Source organism: Roseobacter sp. EG26, from assembly GCF_049830555.1.
In the GTDB taxonomy this organism is placed as follows: domain Bacteria; phylum Pseudomonadota; class Alphaproteobacteria; order Rhodobacterales; family Rhodobacteraceae; genus Roseobacter.
In genome coordinates this window covers 72,527-92,681 of sequence record NZ_JBNBLH010000010.1, presented here as the reverse complement: position 1 = coordinate 92,681, position 20,155 = coordinate 72,527, and the positions used below count along the sequence as shown (strand labels likewise).

Here is a 20,155-nt window from a genome sequence, read left to right as displayed (position 1 = left end):
GCAAGGATGAACGCAATCACCAGAAAGGCCTATCACATGACGATTTCGCAAGGCGATCAAATTCCCGACGCAACCCTGGTCGAAATGGGCGCAGACGGGCCAGCGCCTGTGTCCATTGCCGACAAGACCAACGGTCGCAAGGTTGTTATTTTTGCGGTGCCCGGCGCTTATACACCCACCTGCCATTCGGCACATGTGCCAAGTTTTGTGCGCACCAAGGAACAATTTGATGCCAAAGGTGTCGACGAAATCATCTGTGTGTCGGTCAACGACCCCTTTGTCATGAAGTCATGGGGCGAAGCCACCGGGGCCACTGCGGCAGGCATCACCATGCTCGGCGATGCAGATAGCTCTTTCACGAAGGCGCTCGGCATGGAGTTTGATGCCCCACCCGCGGGCCTGCTGGCGCGTTCCAAGCGCTATGCGATGCTGGTTGAGAACGGCAAAGTCACTCTATTTCAGCCAGAGGAAAACCCAGGCGTCTGCGAAGTTTCCGGCGGTGAAGCGCTGCTCGACAACATGTAAAACAATAATGGCCCGAAACACGGGTTTCGGGCCATTTTCATCCGCTGGCGGGCAATTCAGGAAGCCTGAACGATTGTCGTTGTCGGGAACGGTATATCGATATCGCCTGCGTCCAACGCCTCTTTGACAGCCCGTTTCATATCGGCCTGATAGGCAAAGAACTCTGCAGCATCGACCCAGACCCGCACAAGAAAATCGACCGAGCTCGCACCAAGGTTGTTTACTTGAATAAAGGGTTCCGGATCGGATTTGGAACGCGGGTCAGCCATGATCGTGTCCCGAATGATCCGCTCGGCATCGGCCAGATTGACACCGTAGCCCACACCGAATGTCCATTCCGCACGCCGCGTCGGGTTGCTGGAGTAATTGGTGATCACATTTCCCCAGACCTGGGAATTGGGAATGATCACCTGGACATTGCTGACATCCGCCAGCTCCGTGAAATTCAACGTGATCGCCTTGACCGTCCCCATGGTGCCGCCCACGTCCACGAAATCACCCAACCGGATTGGCCGGAACAGGATCAACATCACACCGGCAGCAATGTTGGAAAGCGTGCCCTGCAACGCCAGACCAATGGCCAGACCGGCGGCACCGATGATGGCCACGACAGATGTCGTCTGAACACCGAAAGTGTTGAGCACGAAAAGCAACGTGAAACCCAGAACCACGTAGCGCACAATCGAGGACAGAAAATCAAAGAGCATGTCATCAAGATGGGCGTGCTTCAGACCCATCGCTCTGATGCGCCGCTGTAGCCAGGCAGAGAGCATCCAGCCGACAATCAGGATCGCAATCGCAGCCAGGATCGAGCCCACAGTGCTCAGCAGGAAATCCACCGTCAGGAAATCCGCCACGGTTTTACCCTGCCAGATTTCAGTTTGCAGTAACTTCTCCATCATCTACTCCGCGAGGCTGTCCATTTTCCGCGCCAGTTTGGCGTCGAGCGCGCTGATGCCGTTAACATCATGCGTGGTCAACACCACATCGACAGTTTTGTAGACATTGTGCCATTCCGGATGATGGTCCCATTTCTCCGCCCACATGGCGACGCGGGTCATCCAACCGAAGGCTTCTATGAAATTCCTGAAAGAAAAGGTCTTGGCGATGGCGTCCCGCCCCTCGACCATTTCCCATCCCGTCGCAAAAAGCGGCTCCAGGAGCGGACCCCTTGTCTCGTCACTCAATTTCTCTGTCATTCCTGTTCCTCGATCTTTGCCCGTTTGAACGGTCCGTATTCAGTCAGCACCTCAATCTCTTCGTCTATCGCATCGCGCTCGGCTTTCAAGTACTCCCCAATAGCATTGGCAAACCCCGGATCATTGACCCAATGCAGCGACCAGGTAGGCGTGGGCAGATATCCGCGCGCCAGTTTGTGCTCGCCTTGCGCACCGGCTTCCACCCGCGCCAATCCATGGGCGATCGCGATGTCGATGGCCTGATAGTAGCAAAGCTCAAAATGCAGGCAGGGATGATGCTCTGAACACCCCCAATATCTGCCGTACAACGTTTGAGCGCCGATAAAGTTCAACGCACCGGCAATCCAGCGGCCATTTCGTTCCGCCAGAACCAACGCGACATCGTCCCGCAAACTGTCATGGGCAATGTCGAAGAACTGCCGCGTCAGGTAGGGTGTTCCCCATTTTCGCGCCCCTGTATCCTGATAGAACTGCCAAAAGGCTTCCCAATGCTCTGGTTCAAGCGCGCTGCCGGTGAAAGTCTGAATGGACCCTCCAAAGCCCTGCGCCGTCGCGCGTTCTTTTCGCAGGTTTTTGCGTTTGCGCGAACTCAAGGAGGTCAAAAACGCGTCGAAATCACGATAGCCATGGTTGTGCCAGTGAAATTGCTGGGTCTTGCGCACCATCAGGCCCAGATCCTCGCCGCGCAACGCTTCCTCTTCGGTGCAAAAGGTCAAATGCAGTGAAGACAACTGATTGTTTGCCGCAAGCTGCACCCCCCCTTGGACAAGAGCCGCAGTTCCCGTGTCTTCAAACCCCGGACGCACCAGCAGACGTCTGCCCGTGGCTGGTGTATGCGGCACGGCGATCTGCAATTTGGGATAATAGCGTCCGCCCGCCCGCTCATAAGCATGCGCCCAATTGTGATCGAAGATATATTCGCCCTGACTGTGGGATTTCACGTACATCGGTGCCACGCCGATCAAATGCCCTTGAGCATAAGCGGTGAGATATTGCGGCTGCCAGCCGGTGCCGCGCCCGACCGAACCGCTCTCCTCCAGAGCAGACAGAAACCGGTGCGTCGTGAAGGGGTCGGTTGGGCGCGCGCCACCCTGGGCTTCGGGGCAGGCACAGGCATCCCAGTCACTGGCGTCTATGTCACGCAGCGACCTCAGTAGATTGATCTCGATTTCCTGTTGCTGCATCACCTGTACTCGTCTCGCCCTGCCTTACCTGTGGCCGCGCTTGCCCGGATCAAGCGGGAAATGGGGCGAGGTACTGCTCAAAAGTGATATTCTGTGCGATCTGACGTGCGCGTTCTTCTTCCTGCGGAGATTTCACGGTCCAGCAGAGAATGGCGGCACCTGACGCTTTCAGCTCCATCACACGTGGCCGCCGAAGATCCTTGTGATTGTGGCTTATGAAACTGCATCCCGCCGCATCATAATCCGGGATACCGCGCAGAAGAGCGCAGGTTTCCTCGGATAACGGCCAATCCTGCACCTGATAGGCATCTGTTACCAAACCCCGCGGGATTTCCGGGCAGAGATCAGCCATGTGCCGCACGGAATTGGGATTAAATGACATCACCGCGACCGGTCCGTCATAGCCCGCAAGATCAGCCGTCACCGCACGTTCCAATGCGCCGACATTTGCGCCCATTTCACCATCCTGATCCTTGATTTCGATCAGCAGGGGGACCTGGCCCGCGACCAGTTCCAGAACCTCGGCCAAGCGGGGAATGGCTTCACTCCCCCCTCTGAGTTCGATTTTCTCAAGAGCACAGGCGGTTTGCACTCTAACCGGACCCGTGGCCATCGCCAGGCGATCCAGATCGTCATCATGAAAAACCATCGCGCTTTCGTCTGCGCTCATCTGAACATCAATCTCGATGCCGTAACCGGCGACAATCGCAGCTCGAATCGCGGCGCGGCTGTTTTCAGGTCTTCCAGCGGTCACGTCATGTAGCGCGCGATGCGCCAGCGGCCGGGTCAGGAATTCTTCGGGCAGCGACACCCTCATTTGATCTCGAATATCCCCTCGATTTCAACGGCAACGCCCATCGGCAAAGACGCGGCAGACACGGCAGACCGGGAATGGCGTCCTGCCGGTCCCAGCGCCTCGACGAGGAAGTCGGATGCACCATTGATCACCTTGGGCTGTTCCGTGAAGTCTGCGGTGGAATTCACAAAGCCCGTGAGCTTCACCACACGCGACAGGCGTTCGATATCACCGTCACACGCGGCCTTGACCTGTGCCAACAGACTGATCGCGCACAGACGCGCCGCTGCCGCGCCGTCGGCCACTTCCATATCCGCGCCCAATTTGCCCGTCACCAACCCATTGGCATCGCTGGAAATCTGCCCTGACACGTAAAGCGTCGATCCGGATTTCACAAAAGGAACATAGTTGGCGGCAGGCGCAGGCGCATCCGGCAAGACAACGCCTAGTTCTGCGAGACGGGAAGCAATACTCATTTCGGGATCCTCTCTTCAATGGCTGGACACAGCCAGGCTCAGCGCCAGCTTTTGCGGAATGGGCGTGCAATGTAAACAGGGTCTTTGTTGACCATCACGTGACAAATGGATGAAAGCTTTACCAAATCGCCAGCGCATTTATGCGCAGGATATTCCTATTGTTCATCACTTCTACGCTTTTCCGCGCATACAAGTATGTGTAAGAAGATTGCTTGGTGGACGTTGTTAGTGATTTCCCGTTATTGTTGCGCTGTCGCTCAACTGCCACATCACGATAATTCCATATCCGGACCCTATGGGCTTCGCAGAAAAAAACCTTACGTACGAGCCAGTCAATTTACAGGATGCTTCTCTTGCCCCGTTTCCCGAAGATCAGCGCTTTCAAGTTGCCCATAATCGCTCTGTCAGCAACGTTGTTGCTGGGTGCCTGCGCGACGACGCAGGATGTCGCATCCAGATCGGATGGCATCAACGACCCCTATGAGAGGCAGAACCGCAAGGTGCACGCGTTCAACAAGGGGCTGGACAAGAACCTGATCCGCCCGGTTGCGGAAGGGTATGGCGTCGTACCTGTCGAAATCCGCAATACCGTCAATAACTTCTCCGAAAACCTCTCGATGCCCGGCGTCGCGGTCAACAGCCTCTTGCAGGGGGATTTGAAAGGCACAGGATTGGCGACCTTGCGGTTTGTGATGAATACAACCCTCGGTCTGGGCGGCTTTTTCGATCCGGCCTCGGAACTGAATATCCCCGACCATGATACCGATTTTGGCGAAACGCTTGCGGTTTGGGGCGTGCAGGAAGGTGCCTATATCGAATTGCCGCTGTTCGGCCCCTCGACGCAACGCGCAACTGCTGGTCTGGTGGTTGATTTCTTCACCAACCCGCTTACCTACAGCACAATTGACGGCGATGACCGGATCATCCCCCCCACAGCCAGAGGAGCTGCGGCACTGAACGACCGCGAACGCTTTGGCGACAGCATTGATGCGCTGCTCTACGAGAGCGCGGACAGCTATGCCCAGGCGCGCCAGACCTACCTTCAGAATCGTCGCTTCGAACTGGATGAGAACGCAGGCGAAGGCGTCGATCCCTACTCAGCAGACCCTTATGAGGACCCCTATGCCCAATAAACTAAGCCGACGTGCGTTTTTTGTTGGAACGATCGCGGCATCAGTGATGCTGTCCCACCCCGCAGCCGCGTTAACGGAGGCGGCAGCCAGACAGCTGGTAGATACCGTTGTATCCGACGTGGAGCGTGTCGTATCATCCGGTAAATCTGATGCCGCCGTCCTGCGCGAACTGGAATCGCTGTTTGTGCGCTATGCTGACGTCAATATCATGGCCCAATATGCGCTCGGTGCAGACGGACGCTCGGCCTCCGCCTCACAGAAACGGGCATTTTCTGACGCCTTCACGGGCTATATCGCCCGTAAATACGGCAAACAGTTCCGCGATTTTATCGGAGGCCGTGTCGAAGTTCAGGGCACACGCCAGATCAAGGCCGGGTTTGAAGTCAAGACTCTGGCTTATCTCAAAGGCGATGGGCCTTTTGACGTGACCTTTCATGTTTCCGACAAATCCGGGCGAGACAAGTTTTTCAACATCTACATCGAAGGCGTGAACCTGTTGCTCACGGAACGCACCGAGATTGGCGCGATGTTGGACAAACGCGGCGGCGACATCAACGCGATGATTGCCGATCTGAAAAAAGCCGGCTAACCGTGAATGAGTGACCGGGGTTTACCGGTCGCTGCCACTCACGGTCTCGCGGGGTTTTCTGGCGTTGGTGTTGCCGCCATCGCCAAGGATATCCCGCAGCAGATTATCCAGGAAGCCGCCCACACCACTGCCGCCATTCTGACGACCCGGCGATTGATCACGCGTTTCGCCGGTCTGAGATGGCGACATCATTGGCAAGGATCGAGCCGGAACACCCTCATGCACACGCGCCATGGTCTCGCGCCATATCTCGGCGGGCAGGCCCGCACCGGTCACCCCGGTAAGGGGGGTGTTATCGTCATATCCCATCCAGACACCCGCGACATAATCCGCGGAAAAACCCACGAACCAGGCATCACGCGCCGCCTGCGTTGTGCCCGTCTTGCCTGCAAGCTGGCGACCGCCAAACTGCGCGCGCTGGCCGGTTCCTTGTGAGACAACTTTCTCCATCATGTAGATGAGTTGCCGCGCTGCCTCTTCCTGAACGACACGTTCCCCGATACCGCCACCGGTGCCCATCAGCGGTTCGGAATCTCCCATGAGCCTTAACTCCACAAGACCGTAAGGAATGACCGAAGAGCCACCGTTGAGAATGCCAGCATATGCGCCCGTCATTTCGATCAAGGTGCTCTCGGAAGCCCCCAAGGCCAGGGCAGGCCCCGCAGCCAGATCACTTTGCAACCCAAAATCACTGGCCACTTGCCGTACAAGGTCGCGCCCAACAAATTCTGATACTTTCACTGCCGGAATGTTTAGACTGTCCTGCAAGGCCCGCGTCAGAGAGACCTTGCCATAGTTTCGTCTGGTATAGTTTTCCGGGCACCACTGACCTGATCCCGGAATGTTCTGGCAATAAGGCTCATCAACAACCGTATCGTTGGGTGAATAGCCCAGATCCAAAGCCGCGGCATAGACAAACGGCTTGAAAGCCGAGCCGGTTTGCCGTTTCGCCTGAACCGCGCGGTTGAACGCCCCGGCCACTTTGGTCTTGCGCCCGCCCACCATGGCCCGCACCGCCCCATCAGCGGACATCACCACGATGGCAGCCTGTGCCTTACTGCCCGCGCGCACCTTGTTTTCGAAAACCCATTGCATCGCATCATCCGCCGCGCGTTGAATGCGTTGGTCCATAGTCGTTTTAATGACAACATCTTCGGTGGTCTTGCGGGTAAAGAACTCCGGCCCCGAGGACATCACCCAATCCGCGAAATAACCGCCCGCACGCGCCTCCGCCGCCGCTGAAAGCTGAGCGGGGTTATTTTGCGCGGCACGCGCCTCGGTTTGCGTGAGATATCCCTGCTCTTCCATCAACCGCACAATCGTGGCGGCCCTGTTCTGCGAACGGGTCAGGTCATTTGTGGGCGCAAACCGCGTCGGCGCTACCAAAAGCCCCGCCAGCATGGCCGCCTCTGCCGGTGTGATATTGGCGGCGGATTTGCCGAAATACCGTTGGCTCGCCGCCTCAAAACCACGCGCACCCGCGCCCAGGAAAGCGCGGTTCATGTAGATGGTAAGAATTTCATCCTTGGAGTACTTCGCCTCCATGGCCAGCGCGTAGATCGCCTCAGAGGCTTTGCGCTTGATCGTGCCGCGCCGACACTCCGTTTCATATTCCGCCTCGGACTGCGTTTCGGGATCGAAAGGCACCCCCAGACACAACAGTTTCGCCACCTGCTGCGTGATGGTGGAGCCGCCATGACCGGACAAGGGGCCGCGCCCTTCGCTGAGGTTGATGCGGACGGCACTTGCGATGCCGCGCGGGCTGACCCCAAAGTGACGATAGAAACGTTTGTCCTCAGTCGCAATAATGGCGTGGCGCAGATGCGGCGAGACCGTCTTGGTGGTGACCACGCCGCCAAACTGATCCCCGCGCCAGGCAAAGACTTTGCCTTCATTATCCAGCAGTGTCACCGATCCGCGGGCGCGACCGTCCAGCAACTCAGAGACGTCCGGCAAGGTTGAATAGTAATATCCAACCATCAGCGCGAGCGCCAAGCATGCAACCGCGCCAACCCGCCAGACAACGCGCCAGATCAGCCGCAAGATCCATCCAACCAACCGTTGGACAAAACCGACGATGCCGCCCCGCCGTTTTGCGCGGGTGGCCTTGCGCCTGGTGGTCCTGCGCGGTTTTGCTTTTGTTTTGGGTGTCGCTTTGCGCGCTTTGGGTTTTGTTGCCCCATAGCGTTTGTCCGCGACCAGGGGACGCTTCCGCTTACGTGAATCACTCATGAAGAACCTGCCCGGCCCATTGTTGTTTTGCCCAGCTTAACCCGAACGCGCGGGATTGTTGAGGCGGTCCGCGCCCCAAATGAGATGAAATTTCTGCATAAAGATTCAGCAAAATAGACCACTCGATCAAAAATTAGGCAAAAACATCCAAAATCATTGCCGGATTCCCCTCAAAACCTTCCCTCTACGTCATCCGCTGAAGTTTTCTGCACCTGCAAACACAGCAGATGTTTCTGCCAAACCAAGGGGACACGAGGTGAAACTCATCATTGCAACAATCAAGCCATTCAAGTTGGAGGAGGTCCGCGAGGCTCTGACCGATGCCGGGGTGCGCGGCATGATGGTGACCGAGATCAAAGGCTTCGGCTCTCAGTCCGGACACACGGAAATCTACCGCGGCGCGGAATACGCGGTGAATTTCGTACCCAAAGTCAAAATCGAAATTGTGGTTTCCGACACCGCCGTGGAGGAGGTCGTCGAGACAATCACCAAAACCGCACATACCGGCAAGATCGGCGACGGCAAGATATTCGTGCTCAGCGTCGATCAGGCCGTCCGCGTCCGCACCGGCGAAACCAACGAAGACGCGCTCTGAAGCTGCGCACAACGGGGATACTCTCTATGACCTATCTGAAAAAAATCTCACCTGCCGCGCTGCTGATCGCTTTGCCTTCTCTGGGGCTGGCTCAGGACGCGGATACCACGCCGACCATGGAAGACATCGGGTTCATCTTCACAACCTTTATGTTCCTTGTGGCAGGCTTTCTGGTGTTCTTCATGGCCGCCGGGTTCGCCATGCTCGAAGCGGGGCTTGTACGGGGCAAGAACGTCACCATGCAATTGACCAAGAACATGGCGCTTTTTGGCCTGGCTTCGATCTTCTATTACATTCTGGGGTACAATCTGATGTACCCCGGCGATGGTTGGTCCATCGACGGCATTCTGGGTGCCTTTGCCGTGACCGGGCTGGAGCCTGTTGGTCTGGAAGGCGCCGAGCCGGACCTCACCTATGCCTCTGTCGGCTCTGATTTCTTCTTCCAGTTGATGTTCTGCGCGGCGACCGCCTCCATCGTGTCGGGCGCGCTGGCCGAGCGGATCAAGCTCTGGCCGTTTCTGGTCTTTGTCATCATCCTGACGGCCGTCATCTACCCTGTTCAGGCAAGCTGGAAATGGGGTGGCGGTTTCCTTGACGGCATGGGCTTTCAGGATTTTGCCGGGTCCACGGTGGTCCACTCTGTGGGCGGCTGGGCCGCCCTTGCCGGAGCGCTGATCCTTGGCCCGCGTATCGGCAAATACAAGGACGGTCGCGTGCACCCGATGCCGGGTTCCAACCTCGCGCTTGCGACACTTGGGACATTCATCCTGTGGCTGGGCTGGTTCGGTTTCAACGGCGGCTCGCAGCTTTATATGGATACAGCTGGAAACGTGGCCGACATCAGCCGCATCTTCGCCAACACCAATACGGCCGCTGCCGCCGGTGCCGTGACTGCGCTGATCCTGACCCAGTTGCTTTACAAAAAGCCTGACCTGACGATGATCCTGAACGGCGCGCTGGCTGGTCTGGTCTCCATCACTGCCGAGCCGCTTGCACCCTCGCTGGTCGGCTCAACGCTGATCGGTGCTGTTGGCGGGGCAATTGTGGTCTTTGCAGTCCCAATGCTCGACAAGTTCAAGATCGACGATGTCGTCGGCGCGATCCCTGTACACCTCTTTGCCGGTATCTGGGGCACGATCGCCGTAATCTTCTCCAACGATGCCGCAACTTTGGGCGTGCAACTCTACTCGATCGTGGTCGTCGGGGTGTTCACATTCGTGGCCTCCGCCGTGGTCTGGATGATCCTCAAATCGACCATGGGCATCCGCGTCAGTGAAGAGGCAGAGATCAATGGCCTCGACACCACCGAGCTTGGGATGGAAGCGTACCCTGAGTTCTCAAGAGGCTGACAGGCTAGAGAAAAAACAAACCCGGGCGGAAACGCCCGGGTTTTTGCTGTCATAGGGGTTTGATAAACCCTTCAGACACCCGATGCGATGATCGCTTCCGCAAGGATCGGCACCGTTTCGGCATTCAGGCCCGCGATATTCATGCGGCTGTCGGACACCATGTAAATCCCGTGTTTGGACCGCATCTCCTCAACCTTTTCAGCTGTCGTGCCAAGGCGCGAAAACATCCCGCGGTGCTGCGCCAGAAACCCAAAACGATCCGACCCGGAAAGCCGTTGCAATTCACCGGCCAACTGACTGCGCAGTCCCAGCATGCTGTTACGGACCTCTTCCAGTTCCGCCATCCAATCGGCGCGCAGGACGTCATCGTTCAGGATCATGGTGACCAGACGCGCGCCATGATCCGGCGGGAAGGAGAAATTCTGGCGGTTCAGAAACGCCAATGTGTCCTGATGCAATTTACGTGCGTCGGCATTCTGGCTGATGGCCATCAAAAGACCCGTCCGTTCCCGGTAGATGCCGAAGTTTTTGGAGCAACTGGCAGCAACCAGCGCTTCGGGCACCGAAGAGACCACAAGACGGGTTGCCTGCGCGTCCTCCTCCAGACCATCCCCGAAACCCTGATAGGCAATGTCGATCATCGGCACGGCACCCGTTTCCACCAGTACGTCCACCACAGCCTGCCATTCGGTCATGTTGAGGTTGGCCCCCGTCGGGTTGTGGCAACAGCCGTGCAGCAGCACCACGTCACCTGCCTTTGCCTGACGGATGTCGGCAATCATGCCGTCAAAATCGACACCGCGCGTCTCGTCATCGAAGTAGCGATAGGGCACCATTTCGATGCCCACATAGTTCAGGATGGAAATATGGTTCGGCCACGTCGGATTGGACACAAACACCCGCGCATCGGGGCGCGCCAACTTGATCAGCTCAAACGCCTGCCGCACGGCACCGGTGCCACCGGGTGTCGCCACGGCGGCAACGGTATCGCGCGCAACGGCATCCGCCAGCACCAGCCTGATCATCGCATCGGCAAAGGCGGGGTCCCCCGCGAGGCCGGTGTAGACCTTTGTATCCTGTTCTTCCCACAACTTGTGCTCGGCAGATTTAATCGCCCGCATGACCGGCGTCAGCCCTGTGGCATCCTTATAGACGCCAACCCCAAGATCAATCTTGGCGACGCGTGGGTCGTCCTTGTACATCTGCATCAGCGCAAGAATGCTGTCAGCGGGGCGGGTTTTGAGGGTCTCGAACATCAGGCATCTCCAGTGGCGACAGGTACGGTTGGGAACATCCCCCATTCGGCCCAGGAGCCGTCGTAAAGGGACCAATGCGAATGCCCCATGCGCTCAAGTGCCAGCGCCAGAATGGCAGCTGTGATACCTGATCCGCAGGAGGTGATAATCGGTTTGGACAGATCGACGCCCGCGGCTTCAAAGATTGCACGGCAGGCTTCGGGCGATTTCATCGTCTTGTCGGCGTTGAGCAGTTCAGTGAAAGGCACATTGCGTGCTCCGGGAATATGGCCTGCACGCAGCCCTTCACGGGGTTCAGGCGCCTCCCCCCGGAAACGCACGGCCGCGCGCGCGTCAACGATCTCATGATCTTCGAGTTTGGAGGCCGCTGACACCTGCGTGACATCACGCACAAGATGGTTCTGCACCCGTACGGTCATATGGCGGTCCCGAATGATCGGCGGCATGTCTTCCAACGCGTGCCCCGCCGCCTGCCACTTCGGCAAACCACCGTCCAGCACAGCCACATTTTCCTGCCCCATCAGGCGAAACAGCCACCACACGCGGGCAGCCGACAGCAGCCCCGCACCATCATAAACAACAACCTGATGACCGTCGCCCACACCCATTGCGCGCATGCGGGACATGAATTTTTCGACCGGCGGCGCCATATGGGGCAGATCAGACCTGTGATCCGATATCTCGTCTATGTCGAAAAAACGAGCCCCGGGAATATGTGCCGCGTCATACTCCGCTTTGGCATCGCGTCCCATCTCGGGCAGATACCAGGAGGCATCAAGAATACGCAGATCGGGATCCTTGAGATGTTGCGCCAGCCAGTCGGTCGAGACCAGTGTTTTCGGATCATCGGACATGAGATTCCCCCTGCGATCAAAAATCGCCTCTGGGTAACGCTCACGGGGTGCGGTGGCAAGTCTGCTTGGCGTGTTGAAGCTCCGAGGGGTGCGTTACCTGCACCTTCAATGCCTGGCCTCCCAGGCTTAGCCGTGATCCTTCATCAGGCGCGATTTCTGGCGCGACCAGTCACGCTTTGCCGCCGTTTCGCGCTTGTCATGCAGTTTTTTGCCCTTGGCCACACCAATCTTGATCTTCGCCATACCACGATGGTTGAAATACAGCACCAACGGCACCAGCGTCATACCCTTGCGCTGTGTCGCGTTCCACAGGTCTGAAAGCTGCTTGCGGGAGACCAGAAGCTTTCGGCGGCGGCGTTCATCATGCTGGAAGGTTTTCGCCTGCTTGTAAGGCGCGATGTAGCTGTTCACGAGCCACAGTTCACCTTCTTCGACCGCCGCATAGCTTTCGGCAATGTTGGCGCCGCCCATCCGCAGGGATTTGACCTCCGACCCTTCCAGAATGATCCCGCACTCAATGTCCTCTTCAATCGCATAATCAAAACGCGCCCGCCGGTTTTCGGCGACGACCTTATAATTGGGATCGGACTTTGATGCTGATTTAACCTGAGCCATGGGCGCAGATGTAGGGCCAGTCGGCACCCGGCGCAAGATGACTTGGAACACAGACCGGTTGCAAATTCCTTGCCGGAATAGGCTCGAAGCGAAATTTGGTGTATAAACAGCTTTGCTGCACCCGATCCGGAGGCCCCATGTTCAACCCTACCGCCACGCTGGCCTCGTCCTTCGGTGACCATCTGTCGGAAACTTTTCTGCAGTATTTCTCCGGTCGTGACCCGGAATATGCCGCCTATATCAATGGCTGTGCCAAGATGGTTCTGGAACGTCTCGCCAATTCAGACGCGCTCTATCACAATGCCGAACACACCATGATGGTGACGCTTGTGGGTCAGCAGATCATGCGGGGGCGGCTGGTCACCGAGGCGATACAGCCGCGCGACTGGCTGCACTACATCATTTCGTTGCTGGTTCATGATATCGGCTATCTGCGGGACATCTGCGAAGGGGATCATGACAACGAGATCGTTATTGATCCTTCGGGCAAGACAATCACGCCCCCGCGCGGAGCCTCCGATGCTTTTCTGGCCCCCTATCATGTGGAACGCGGCATGATGTACGCGCGTCGGCGGTTTGGTGATTCAGACTTCATCGACGAAGAACGCATTGCGCAAGCCATTGACTACACACGCTTTCCGGTGCCCCAGGACGACCATTATCATTCGATCGCCAGCGAGCCTGCCTTGGTGCGCGCCGCGGATCTGATCGGCCAAATGGCCGATCCCTTCTATCACCGGAAAATCGGCGCGCTTTATCTGGAGTTTGAAGAAACCGGGATGGCCGAGCAGCTTGGTTATCACAGCGCGGTCGATCTAATGGAAAAATTCCCTGATTTCTTCTGGTCCAGGGTGCAGCCACTGATCGGCCCGGCGCTGAGCCATCTGGAACAGACCATGGAAGGCAAGCAATGGGTGGCGCAGCTTTATAACCACATTTTCCAGGTCGATCATCGCACCAGCATGCTGGGTCCGTTCAACGGCGCTTAGGCGGGGTCAATCCCCCAGTTTCGCATGCACTTCATCCAGATCAATTTCGCCCACCGGCATCTTGTTCCCGGGATTTTCGAAATCGTATTTGAAGAGTTGAAAATCACGTTTGTAAATTTCATAAACCAGATGCATGGATAAATCATCGAAGTAATCCTCGACGGCATGCGCACGCTTGGGCCCATGCCCTTCGCTTTCATTGAACCGGGGCACGTCCTTGAGGGAAATCGGGTGCGGGGTCTCGATCGCGTTCAGAACATCCTGCATCCCGTCGTTGAAAGCTTCAGTCCAGACAATCTTGTCATAGGTTCCACCATTCACAATGAAGGTGCTGACGTGGCCGGACATGGCGGACCAATGGATATCCGGATCCATGGGTTTGCGAAAACGGATTGTGTCGCGCGCAAAAAGCAAAAACCGGCGGAAGGCGGCAATCTGATCAAAATCACCCTGACCATCCTCGCCACCGACGTCGATCCCATATCTTTGCGCAAGCTGCGGAACCAGGTTGCCGCGATACCGTTTCCCATTGCGCTGAATGCCGCAGATTTTGTCAAAAAAGGAACTCAGGATACGCGTGTAGGGGTTGCGCACACAGGTAAACGCATAAGAACGGTGCTGCTGAACATTATGAGTTATCGGTTCCTGACTGTCGTCCAGCGCCCATTTATGCAGTCCCTCTTTGGCGTCATGGATGTCACCGTCAAAGTAGGCTCCGTGATCAGAATAGAACATGATCTGCCCGATCGTTGAGCAGGCACATTTCGGCACCACACGGTAAACCATGCTTTCACTTGTCGTCATCCAGGTTCCGGGGAAACCCATACCAGCCAACTCCTGCGCGCCGCGCTGCATCGCGGTCATAAATCCTGCCTGTTTTGAAAAAAGCAAATAATTGCGGTTTATTCAATGTGCCTTCATGCTTATCAACGTATAGAGTGGCAGAAATAAGAGCAGATCCGACAACCCGTGGCAAAGATCGCCTTCATCCTTTTGTGCCATAAAGACCCCGATGCTATCATTCGGCAAGCGGAACGTCTGACTGCGGCCGGCGATTACATGGCCATTCATTTCGATGCCCGTGCCGATCCAGATCACTATGAAAAAATTCGAAAAGCCCTGAACGGTAACGCCAATGTCACTTTCGCCAAACGCCGTGTGAAGTGTGGCTGGGGTGAATGGTCTCTTGTTCAGGCGACATTGAACGCGGTGCAGGCCGCCGTGGATGCCTATCCTCGTGCTACGCATTTCTACATGTTGTCTGGCGATTGCATGGCCATCAAATCCGCCGAGTACACCCATCATTTCCTTGATGAAAACGACGCGGATTTCATCGAGAATTTTGACTATTTCGAAAGCGACTGGATCAAGACCGGTATGAAAGAAGAGCGGTTGATTTACCGCCACTTTTTCAACGAACGAAAGCACAAACGCGCCTTTTACGCGTCGATGGAAATTCAGCGACGTCTCAAGCTTGCCCGCAAGTTACCTGAAGATATCCAGCTGCGGATTGGCAGCCAGTGGTGGTGCCTGCGTCGCGAAACCATTGAGAAAGTGCTCGAATTCGCGCGCGACCGGCGCGATGTGATGCGGTTTTTTTCGACCACCTGGATTCCGGATGAGACTTTTTTTCAGACCATCGTCCCGCACCTAGTGCCAGAGCCCGAGATTCGCAGCCGCACCCTGACTTTCCTGATGTTCACCGATTACGGGATGCCGGTGACCTTTTACAACGATCACTACGACATGCTGATCAGTCAGGATTATCTCTTTACCCGCAAGATCAGCCCCGAGGCGCAGGATCTCAAACGCAGACTGGGCCTGCTTTATGCCGCTACGGGTGTCAATTTCCAGATCTCCGGCGAGGGCCCGAGCCTTTTTAAGTTCCTCACCGGGCGCGGTCGTGTCGGACGGCGGTTTGCCACCCGGTTTTGGGAAACGGAATCGACGTTGGGGCGCGAACGCGAATTGCTGGTCGTTGTGTGCAAGAAATGGCACGTTGCCAAACGCGTCCTGGAACGCATCCGGCAAACGACCAATGTCCCCGCGGTCGAATATCTCTTCAATGAAGAGGATACATATCTGCCTGATCTGGGGGGCATACAGACGTCTCTTGAAAAACGGACCCGCCACAGGCGCGCACTGATGCGAATGCTTTTCGATTATTTTGAGACGGACAAGATGATCGTTTGTATGGATCCGACCAACATCGAATTGCTGCAGGATTTTGCCGCCGACAGATCGGTAACCCGTCTTTTGGAAATTGAGTGCAGTTTTACCGATGATTACCTGATTGGTCACGCCATGCGGGTTGGCCTGGCGGGGGAACAGACCTCCCCTGAAACGCTCGAACGTCTGCTACCGACCATTCGGAATGATATGATATTCGAAAGTGATCGCATTCGGGACGCCGAATTCAAAAACTATAGCAGGATACGAGAAACCGGCGATCTGGAAGACAACACACAGGCGCTGGCCCAGTTCTTGTCGATCTCCACCGATGCTGCGCGCGATATTGCCAGCAGCCCCCATCTTTTTGCCGACTAAGGACCCGCCATGAGCTACGACTACGATGATCAGAACATTTTTGCGAAAATCCTGCGGGGCGAAATTCCAAACAACACCGTTCTGGAAACGGATCATACTCTTGCTTTTCGGGATCTCTATCCGCAGGCGCCGACCCATGTGCTGGTCATCCCCAAAGGGTCTTACGTCAGCTTTGATCACTTTGCTTCCGAAGCATCCGAGGCGGAGATCGTCGATTACACCCGCGCCATTGCCGAAGTTTGCCGGATGGAAGGCGTGTCACTTACAGCAGGTGACGGGTTCCGCATGATCTCCAACGCAGGCGCGGATGGCGTGCAGGAAGTTCCACATCTGCACGTTCATATCCTAGGCGGGCGTCCGATGGGGCGCATGGTCGCGAAGGCGGATTAGCCTGTTAGTAACCGCGCCTTTTGGCCGCCCACCACTTGCGGAACCGGCTGCGCCTTTCCGCCATGTTGTCTTCTGCCGCTTCCCAGCTGTCCTGAATTTCTTCCAACTTCGGATCAATCCGCTTTTGCCGGAAACGCCGCCAGCGTACCCAAATTGCGTAGATAATCGCCGCAAAGAACGCCAGGATCAGCGTATTCAACCATGGAAGCGGCTTGCTGGCCTCGGGGCCCGCCACAGGCCATACGGCAATGGCATTTGGAAATATGGAAAAGAACTCGTTGCGCCAACCGTAGTGGCGTATTGCAACATATTGCGGTTCGGCGGCGGTCGATTTGGCGTCCGCCGCCTCCGCCTGCAGGTTCGACGTGTCAAACTTGAAATAGGGGGGCCAGCCCCAACCAGTGTCCTCATTGCGGTAGACCATGACGCTGTTGTCAACGCGACGTGTCTGGATAAAGAAAACATCCCGGCTGGTAGCGTTCGGATCGGAGCCCGCATCCGCCTGCGCCCAGAAGAGCCGGTTCTCGCCGGGATCAATGCGTTTTTCATAGGTGTCCGTCACCCGCACGATATCAACCTGCGGCAATGTGTAGTGAAAAGCGGATGCAACCAGAGTCCAGAAAACAACAATGAAGCCCCATTTGACGTAGAACATAACCGGCCCTTTCTCAGGCGAAATTCGTGAAATAGATGAGCAGCCCCATGGCGATCGCGGGAACGACATAGACCCCCAGAATAAGCTTACGGCGCAGGGAGCCATCATACTCCTCAAGGCCCGACTGCACAAATGTCTCGCGGTCGCCCGGGCCTCCGGTGGCATCCCATTCCGCCTCCAGCTTACCCCGACGGACCGCACGCGAATAGAAGGACAGACAGAAGTAGACTATCGTCAAGACAACGAAACCAATCAGCAACAACCGTGCCAGTGCGACCATTCCGGTGATCCCTTTTTATGAACCCGCGTACCCAATATAGGGAATGTGAACTCGCTTTACATCTACCGATATCATAAACATCAAAGCAGCTGTTGCACAGGCAGGTTGAGCGGTGAGGCTCATGGTTTCACGCTTGAGCTGAGCATCGCTTTGGTCAGCCCGCGCAGTTCTTTCTGTAGTCTTGTCAATTCATTGAGGCTCATGCCGGTCGCCTCGGATATGCATGTCGGCACGTGGCGTGCTTGCGCTTCCAATGCGCGGGCCTTGTTAGTCAGAGCGACAACAACACGTCGCTCATCCTTGGGATCACGGTTACGCGTGACCAGCCCTGCGTCTTGCAATCGCTTGATCAGCGGCGTCAGCGTGTTGCTTTCCAGACTGACCCGCTGGCCGATTTCGCCCACGCTGAGGGGGCTTTCCGACCACAGGTTCAGCATCACCAGATATTGCGGATAGGTCAGGCCCAGCGGTGCCAAAAGCGGCGAGTAGACCCGCGTAAATGCCTGTGACGCGGCATAAAGATCAAAGCAGAGCATCTGCTCCATTGGGTCTGACTGAGGTGATTTATCTTTTGGGTCTGTCATGCTCTTTCCCTTATATCGCGGGCGAAATCGCCGCAAGGTTGACAGGTCACAGTTGCTTATTTATATCGTACACGATATTAACGCTCACGATTAAAAGGAAGCCCCCCATGCCGACAAAAATCCTCTACAGCACAAGTGCTACAGCGACGGGTGGCGGCCGCGAAGGCACATCCGGCCTTGATGACGGTAGCTTCACTGCAAATTTGGTCACGCCCAAAGAACTGGGTGGGTCGGGTGGCGACGGAGTGAACCCCGAACAATTGTTTGCGACAGGGTATGCCGCCTGTCTCCTCGGGGCCCTGCGCTTTTACGCCGCACAGCACAAGATCGCGGTTCCGGATGACGCAACAGTTTCGACAACAGTTGGCATTGGGCCGCGCGAAGATTTGGGTTTTGGCCTTGACGTGAAAATCAAAGTGTCGCTGCCCGGGGTCGACAAGGCCGTGGCCGAAGATTTGATCGCAGGCGGCCACAAGGTCTGCCCCTACAGCCACGCCACAAAAGGCAGCCTGACGATTACACCGGAACTGGTTTGACGAAAAATGCCACGGCGCCTGAGCGGGGCCGTGGCACAGGCGTCAGCCTACGATATTGTGTTCGGGACCGTAGGGGAACCCGGTGATATTCTCGTTGCCCTCTTCGGTGATCACCAGAATATCATGTTCGCGGTACCCGCCCGCACCGGGTTTTCCAGCGGCGATGGTCAGCATGGGTTCCATCGAAATCACCATGCCCGGTTCCAGCACCGTGTCGATGTCCTCGCGCAATTCAAGACCGGCTTCGCGACCATAGTAGTGGCTGAGCACGCCAAAGGAATGCCCGTACCCGAATGTGCGGTATTGCAATACATCCCGTTCAGCAAAGAAGTCATTGATCTTACGCGTGATCTCGGCGCAGGACGCCCCCGGCTTCAGCAGGCTCATCCCGTATTCATGCGCAGCGACATTCGCTTCCCAGATCTTCAGGCTCGCCGCATCCGCCTCCTCGACAAAAAGCGTGCGTTCCAGCGCCGTGTAGTAGCCGGAAATCATCGGAAAGGTATTCAGTGACAGGATATCGCCGCGCTCCAGCACGCGGCCGGTGACGGGGTTGTGTGCGCCATCGGTGTTCAGGCCCGACTGGAACCAGACCCAGGTGTCCCGGTATTCCGCATCCGGAAAACGTTTGGCGATTTCAAGCTCCATTGCGTCGCGCCCGGCCATGGCCACGTCGATTTCACGAACGCCCGCCTTGATCGCGTCGCGCACCGCAAAACCGCCAACGTCCGCAACCTGTGCACCATGACGGATCAGGGCGATCTCGGCCTGGGATTTATGCATCCGCTGACGCATCGTCGTCTCAAAAAGATCAACCATCGTGAGAGGGCTCAGGAAATCCTCCAGCTTGTCACGCTGCATCAGGGTCAGGTGGTCGCCCTCATAGCCGATGATGGCGTTCTTGCCGGTCACCGAAGCCACCGCGCGCCAGAAATTATCCCGCTGCCAGTCCGTATAGGTGATGTTGTCGGCAAAACTGCGCCGCCATGGCTGACCTGCATCAATGCCCGCGCTGATCGTCACCGCATCCTTGCCGGTTACAACCATCCCGTAGGGACGGCCAAAGGCGCAGTAAAGAAACCCCGAATAGTAGGCAATATTATGCATAGATGTGAAAACAGCAGCCGAAACGCCGGCGGCCTCCATCCGCTCGCGCAACTCGGTGAGCCGCGCCTCATATTCCGCCGCTTCGAACGGCAGGGGCGATTTTTCGCCATTGTGATAACGGTACATTTCCGGGCGGTCAGAAAAATTTTGGGCGGTCATGTCAGACCCTCCTTATGCAGAAAGGTCCCGGCGTTCAGGACAGATCAGGGCCACGCATCGGACGACGCCATCGTCCGCAGCCTGATCCTTCCCATCGCCGATTCT

The 20,155-nt window shown here is 56.7% G+C and carries 23 protein-coding genes; 9 read left to right on the top strand and 14 right to left on the bottom strand.

All coding sequences use genetic code 11. The features are described 5' to 3' along the window. Positions 1-36: 36 nt before the first annotated feature. Entirely contained in the window at positions 37-525 is a 489-nt protein-coding gene (locus ACOTTU_RS19755) for a peroxiredoxin (RefSeq protein WP_298921679.1), read from the top strand. Between the two features lie 56 nt (positions 526-581). On the opposite strand, the gene ACOTTU_RS19750 is transcribed toward ACOTTU_RS19755, so the two are convergent. Genes ACOTTU_RS19750 through ACOTTU_RS19730 form a run of 5 tightly spaced genes read right to left on the bottom strand, consistent with a single transcriptional unit; the run spans position 582 to position 4,180 of the window. Next, positions 582-1,424 carry a mechanosensitive ion channel family protein gene (locus ACOTTU_RS19750; RefSeq protein ID WP_298921680.1) on the bottom strand — a complete coding sequence of 281 codons (843 nt, stop codon included), beginning with the start codon at positions 1,422-1,424 and terminating at the stop codon, positions 582-584. A 3-nt stretch (positions 1,425-1,427) separates the two neighbouring features. Then, a complete protein-coding gene (locus ACOTTU_RS19745; RefSeq protein WP_425660420.1) occupies positions 1,428-1,724 on the bottom strand; it encodes a 4a-hydroxytetrahydrobiopterin dehydratase in 297 nt (98 codons plus the stop codon). Continuing rightward, the gene (locus ACOTTU_RS19740) at positions 1,721-2,908 is read right to left on the bottom strand and encodes a GNAT family N-acetyltransferase (RefSeq protein ID WP_425660418.1); all 1,188 of its coding nucleotides are present in this window, start codon (positions 2,906-2,908) and stop codon (positions 1,721-1,723) included. Before ACOTTU_RS19740 ends, ACOTTU_RS19745 begins: the two co-directional genes overlap by 4 nt. A 49-nt stretch (positions 2,909-2,957) precedes the next feature. Next, positions 2,958-3,725, bottom strand: a complete 768-nt coding sequence (locus ACOTTU_RS19735; protein ID WP_425660416.1) for a glycerophosphodiester phosphodiesterase family protein — start codon at positions 3,723-3,725, stop codon at positions 2,958-2,960. Further along, on the bottom strand, positions 3,722-4,180 hold the full coding sequence (locus ACOTTU_RS19730) for a RidA family protein (RefSeq protein ID WP_425660414.1): 459 nt from the start codon (positions 4,178-4,180) through the stop codon (positions 3,722-3,724). The genes ACOTTU_RS19735 and ACOTTU_RS19730 overlap by 4 nt, the downstream gene beginning before the upstream one ends. A gap of 344 nt (positions 4,181-4,524) precedes the next feature. Between ACOTTU_RS19730 and ACOTTU_RS19725 the strand changes: the two genes are divergently transcribed. Both ACOTTU_RS19725 and ACOTTU_RS19720 read left to right on the top strand, forming a co-directional pair. After that, on the top strand, positions 4,525-5,313 hold the full coding sequence (locus tag ACOTTU_RS19725; protein ID WP_425660412.1) for an MlaA family lipoprotein: 789 nt from the start codon (positions 4,525-4,527) through the stop codon (positions 5,311-5,313). After that, complete coding sequence (locus ACOTTU_RS19720; RefSeq protein WP_425660410.1) at positions 5,303-5,902, top strand: MlaC/ttg2D family ABC transporter substrate-binding protein; 600 nt, start codon at positions 5,303-5,305, stop codon at positions 5,900-5,902. Before ACOTTU_RS19725 ends, ACOTTU_RS19720 begins: the two co-directional genes overlap by 11 nt. 21 nt (positions 5,903-5,923) lie before the next feature. Here ACOTTU_RS19720 and ACOTTU_RS19715 read toward each other — a convergent pair whose 3' ends face one another. After that, positions 5,924-8,134, bottom strand: coding sequence for a transglycosylase domain-containing protein (locus tag ACOTTU_RS19715; protein ID WP_425660408.1), 2,211 nt, complete (start codon positions 8,132-8,134; stop codon positions 5,924-5,926). Between the two features lie 256 nt (positions 8,135-8,390). Between ACOTTU_RS19715 and ACOTTU_RS19710 the strand changes: the two genes are divergently transcribed. Together ACOTTU_RS19710 and ACOTTU_RS19705 are read left to right on the top strand one after the other, a co-directional pair. Then, on the top strand, positions 8,391-8,729 hold the full coding sequence (locus tag ACOTTU_RS19710; protein WP_298921688.1) for a P-II family nitrogen regulator: 339 nt from the start codon (positions 8,391-8,393) through the stop codon (positions 8,727-8,729). A gap of 26 nt (positions 8,730-8,755) precedes the next feature. Continuing rightward, positions 8,756-10,078 (top strand): ammonium transporter, encoded by a 1,323-nt coding sequence (locus tag ACOTTU_RS19705; RefSeq protein WP_425660406.1) that lies wholly within the window; start codon positions 8,756-8,758, stop codon positions 10,076-10,078. 71 nt (positions 10,079-10,149) lie between these two features. Here the strand turns inward: ACOTTU_RS19705 and ACOTTU_RS19700 are convergent, their stop codons facing one another. The 3 genes from ACOTTU_RS19700 to smpB form a co-directional block, all read right to left on the bottom strand. Continuing rightward, complete coding sequence (locus tag ACOTTU_RS19700) at positions 10,150-11,334, bottom strand: aromatic amino acid transaminase (RefSeq protein ID WP_425660404.1); 1,185 nt, start codon at positions 11,332-11,334, stop codon at positions 10,150-10,152. Continuing rightward, the gene (gene sseA, locus ACOTTU_RS19695) at positions 11,334-12,188 is read right to left on the bottom strand and encodes a 3-mercaptopyruvate sulfurtransferase (protein ID WP_298921692.1); all 855 of its coding nucleotides are present in this window, start codon (positions 12,186-12,188) and stop codon (positions 11,334-11,336) included. The genes ACOTTU_RS19700 and sseA overlap by 1 nt, the downstream gene beginning before the upstream one ends. 126 nt (positions 12,189-12,314) lie before the next feature. Then, positions 12,315-12,803 (bottom strand): SsrA-binding protein SmpB, encoded by a 489-nt coding sequence (gene smpB, locus ACOTTU_RS19690; protein WP_425660496.1) that lies wholly within the window; start codon positions 12,801-12,803, stop codon positions 12,315-12,317. 137 nt (positions 12,804-12,940) lie between these two features. On the opposite strand from smpB, the gene ACOTTU_RS19685 reads away from it, so the two are divergent. Further along, positions 12,941-13,792: a hypothetical protein gene (locus ACOTTU_RS19685; RefSeq protein WP_298921693.1), complete on the top strand. Its 852-nt coding sequence runs from the start codon at positions 12,941-12,943 to the stop codon at positions 13,790-13,792. Positions 13,793-13,798: 6 nt separating this feature from the next. Here the strand turns inward: ACOTTU_RS19685 and ACOTTU_RS19680 are convergent, their stop codons facing one another. Next, the gene (locus tag ACOTTU_RS19680) at positions 13,799-14,617 is read right to left on the bottom strand and encodes a sulfotransferase family protein (protein ID WP_298921758.1); all 819 of its coding nucleotides are present in this window, start codon (positions 14,615-14,617) and stop codon (positions 13,799-13,801) included. Between the two features lie 144 nt (positions 14,618-14,761). On the opposite strand from ACOTTU_RS19680, the gene ACOTTU_RS19675 reads away from it, so the two are divergent. Both ACOTTU_RS19675 and ACOTTU_RS19670 read left to right on the top strand, forming a co-directional pair. Beyond that, positions 14,762-16,339, top strand: coding sequence for a DUF5928 domain-containing protein (locus ACOTTU_RS19675; RefSeq protein WP_298921694.1), 1,578 nt, complete (start codon positions 14,762-14,764; stop codon positions 16,337-16,339). A 9-nt stretch (positions 16,340-16,348) separates the two neighbouring features. After that, positions 16,349-16,729 carry a histidine triad nucleotide-binding protein gene (locus ACOTTU_RS19670; RefSeq protein WP_425660401.1) on the top strand — a complete coding sequence of 127 codons (381 nt, stop codon included), beginning with the start codon at positions 16,349-16,351 and terminating at the stop codon, positions 16,727-16,729. 4 nt (positions 16,730-16,733) lie between these two features. On the opposite strand, the gene ACOTTU_RS19665 is transcribed toward ACOTTU_RS19670, so the two are convergent. From ACOTTU_RS19665 to ACOTTU_RS19655, 3 genes are all read right to left on the bottom strand, one after another. Further along, the gene (locus tag ACOTTU_RS19665) at positions 16,734-17,384 is read right to left on the bottom strand and encodes a DUF1523 family protein (protein WP_425660399.1); all 651 of its coding nucleotides are present in this window, start codon (positions 17,382-17,384) and stop codon (positions 16,734-16,736) included. Positions 17,385-17,397: 13 nt separating this feature from the next. Continuing rightward, positions 17,398-17,664: a hypothetical protein gene (locus ACOTTU_RS19660; protein ID WP_298921697.1), complete on the bottom strand. Its 267-nt coding sequence runs from the start codon at positions 17,662-17,664 to the stop codon at positions 17,398-17,400. 119 nt (positions 17,665-17,783) lie between these two features. Further along, on the bottom strand, positions 17,784-18,248 hold the full coding sequence (locus ACOTTU_RS19655; protein WP_425660396.1) for a MarR family winged helix-turn-helix transcriptional regulator: 465 nt from the start codon (positions 18,246-18,248) through the stop codon (positions 17,784-17,786). A gap of 107 nt (positions 18,249-18,355) precedes the next feature. Between ACOTTU_RS19655 and ACOTTU_RS19650 the strand changes: the two genes are divergently transcribed. Then, positions 18,356-18,784, top strand: a complete 429-nt coding sequence (locus ACOTTU_RS19650; RefSeq protein ID WP_425660394.1) for an organic hydroperoxide resistance protein — start codon at positions 18,356-18,358, stop codon at positions 18,782-18,784. A 42-nt stretch (positions 18,785-18,826) separates the two neighbouring features. Here the strand turns inward: ACOTTU_RS19650 and ACOTTU_RS19645 are convergent, their stop codons facing one another. Then, complete coding sequence (locus tag ACOTTU_RS19645) at positions 18,827-20,050, bottom strand: aminopeptidase P family protein (protein ID WP_425660392.1); 1,224 nt, start codon at positions 20,048-20,050, stop codon at positions 18,827-18,829. Positions 20,051-20,155: the final 105 nt, after the last annotated feature.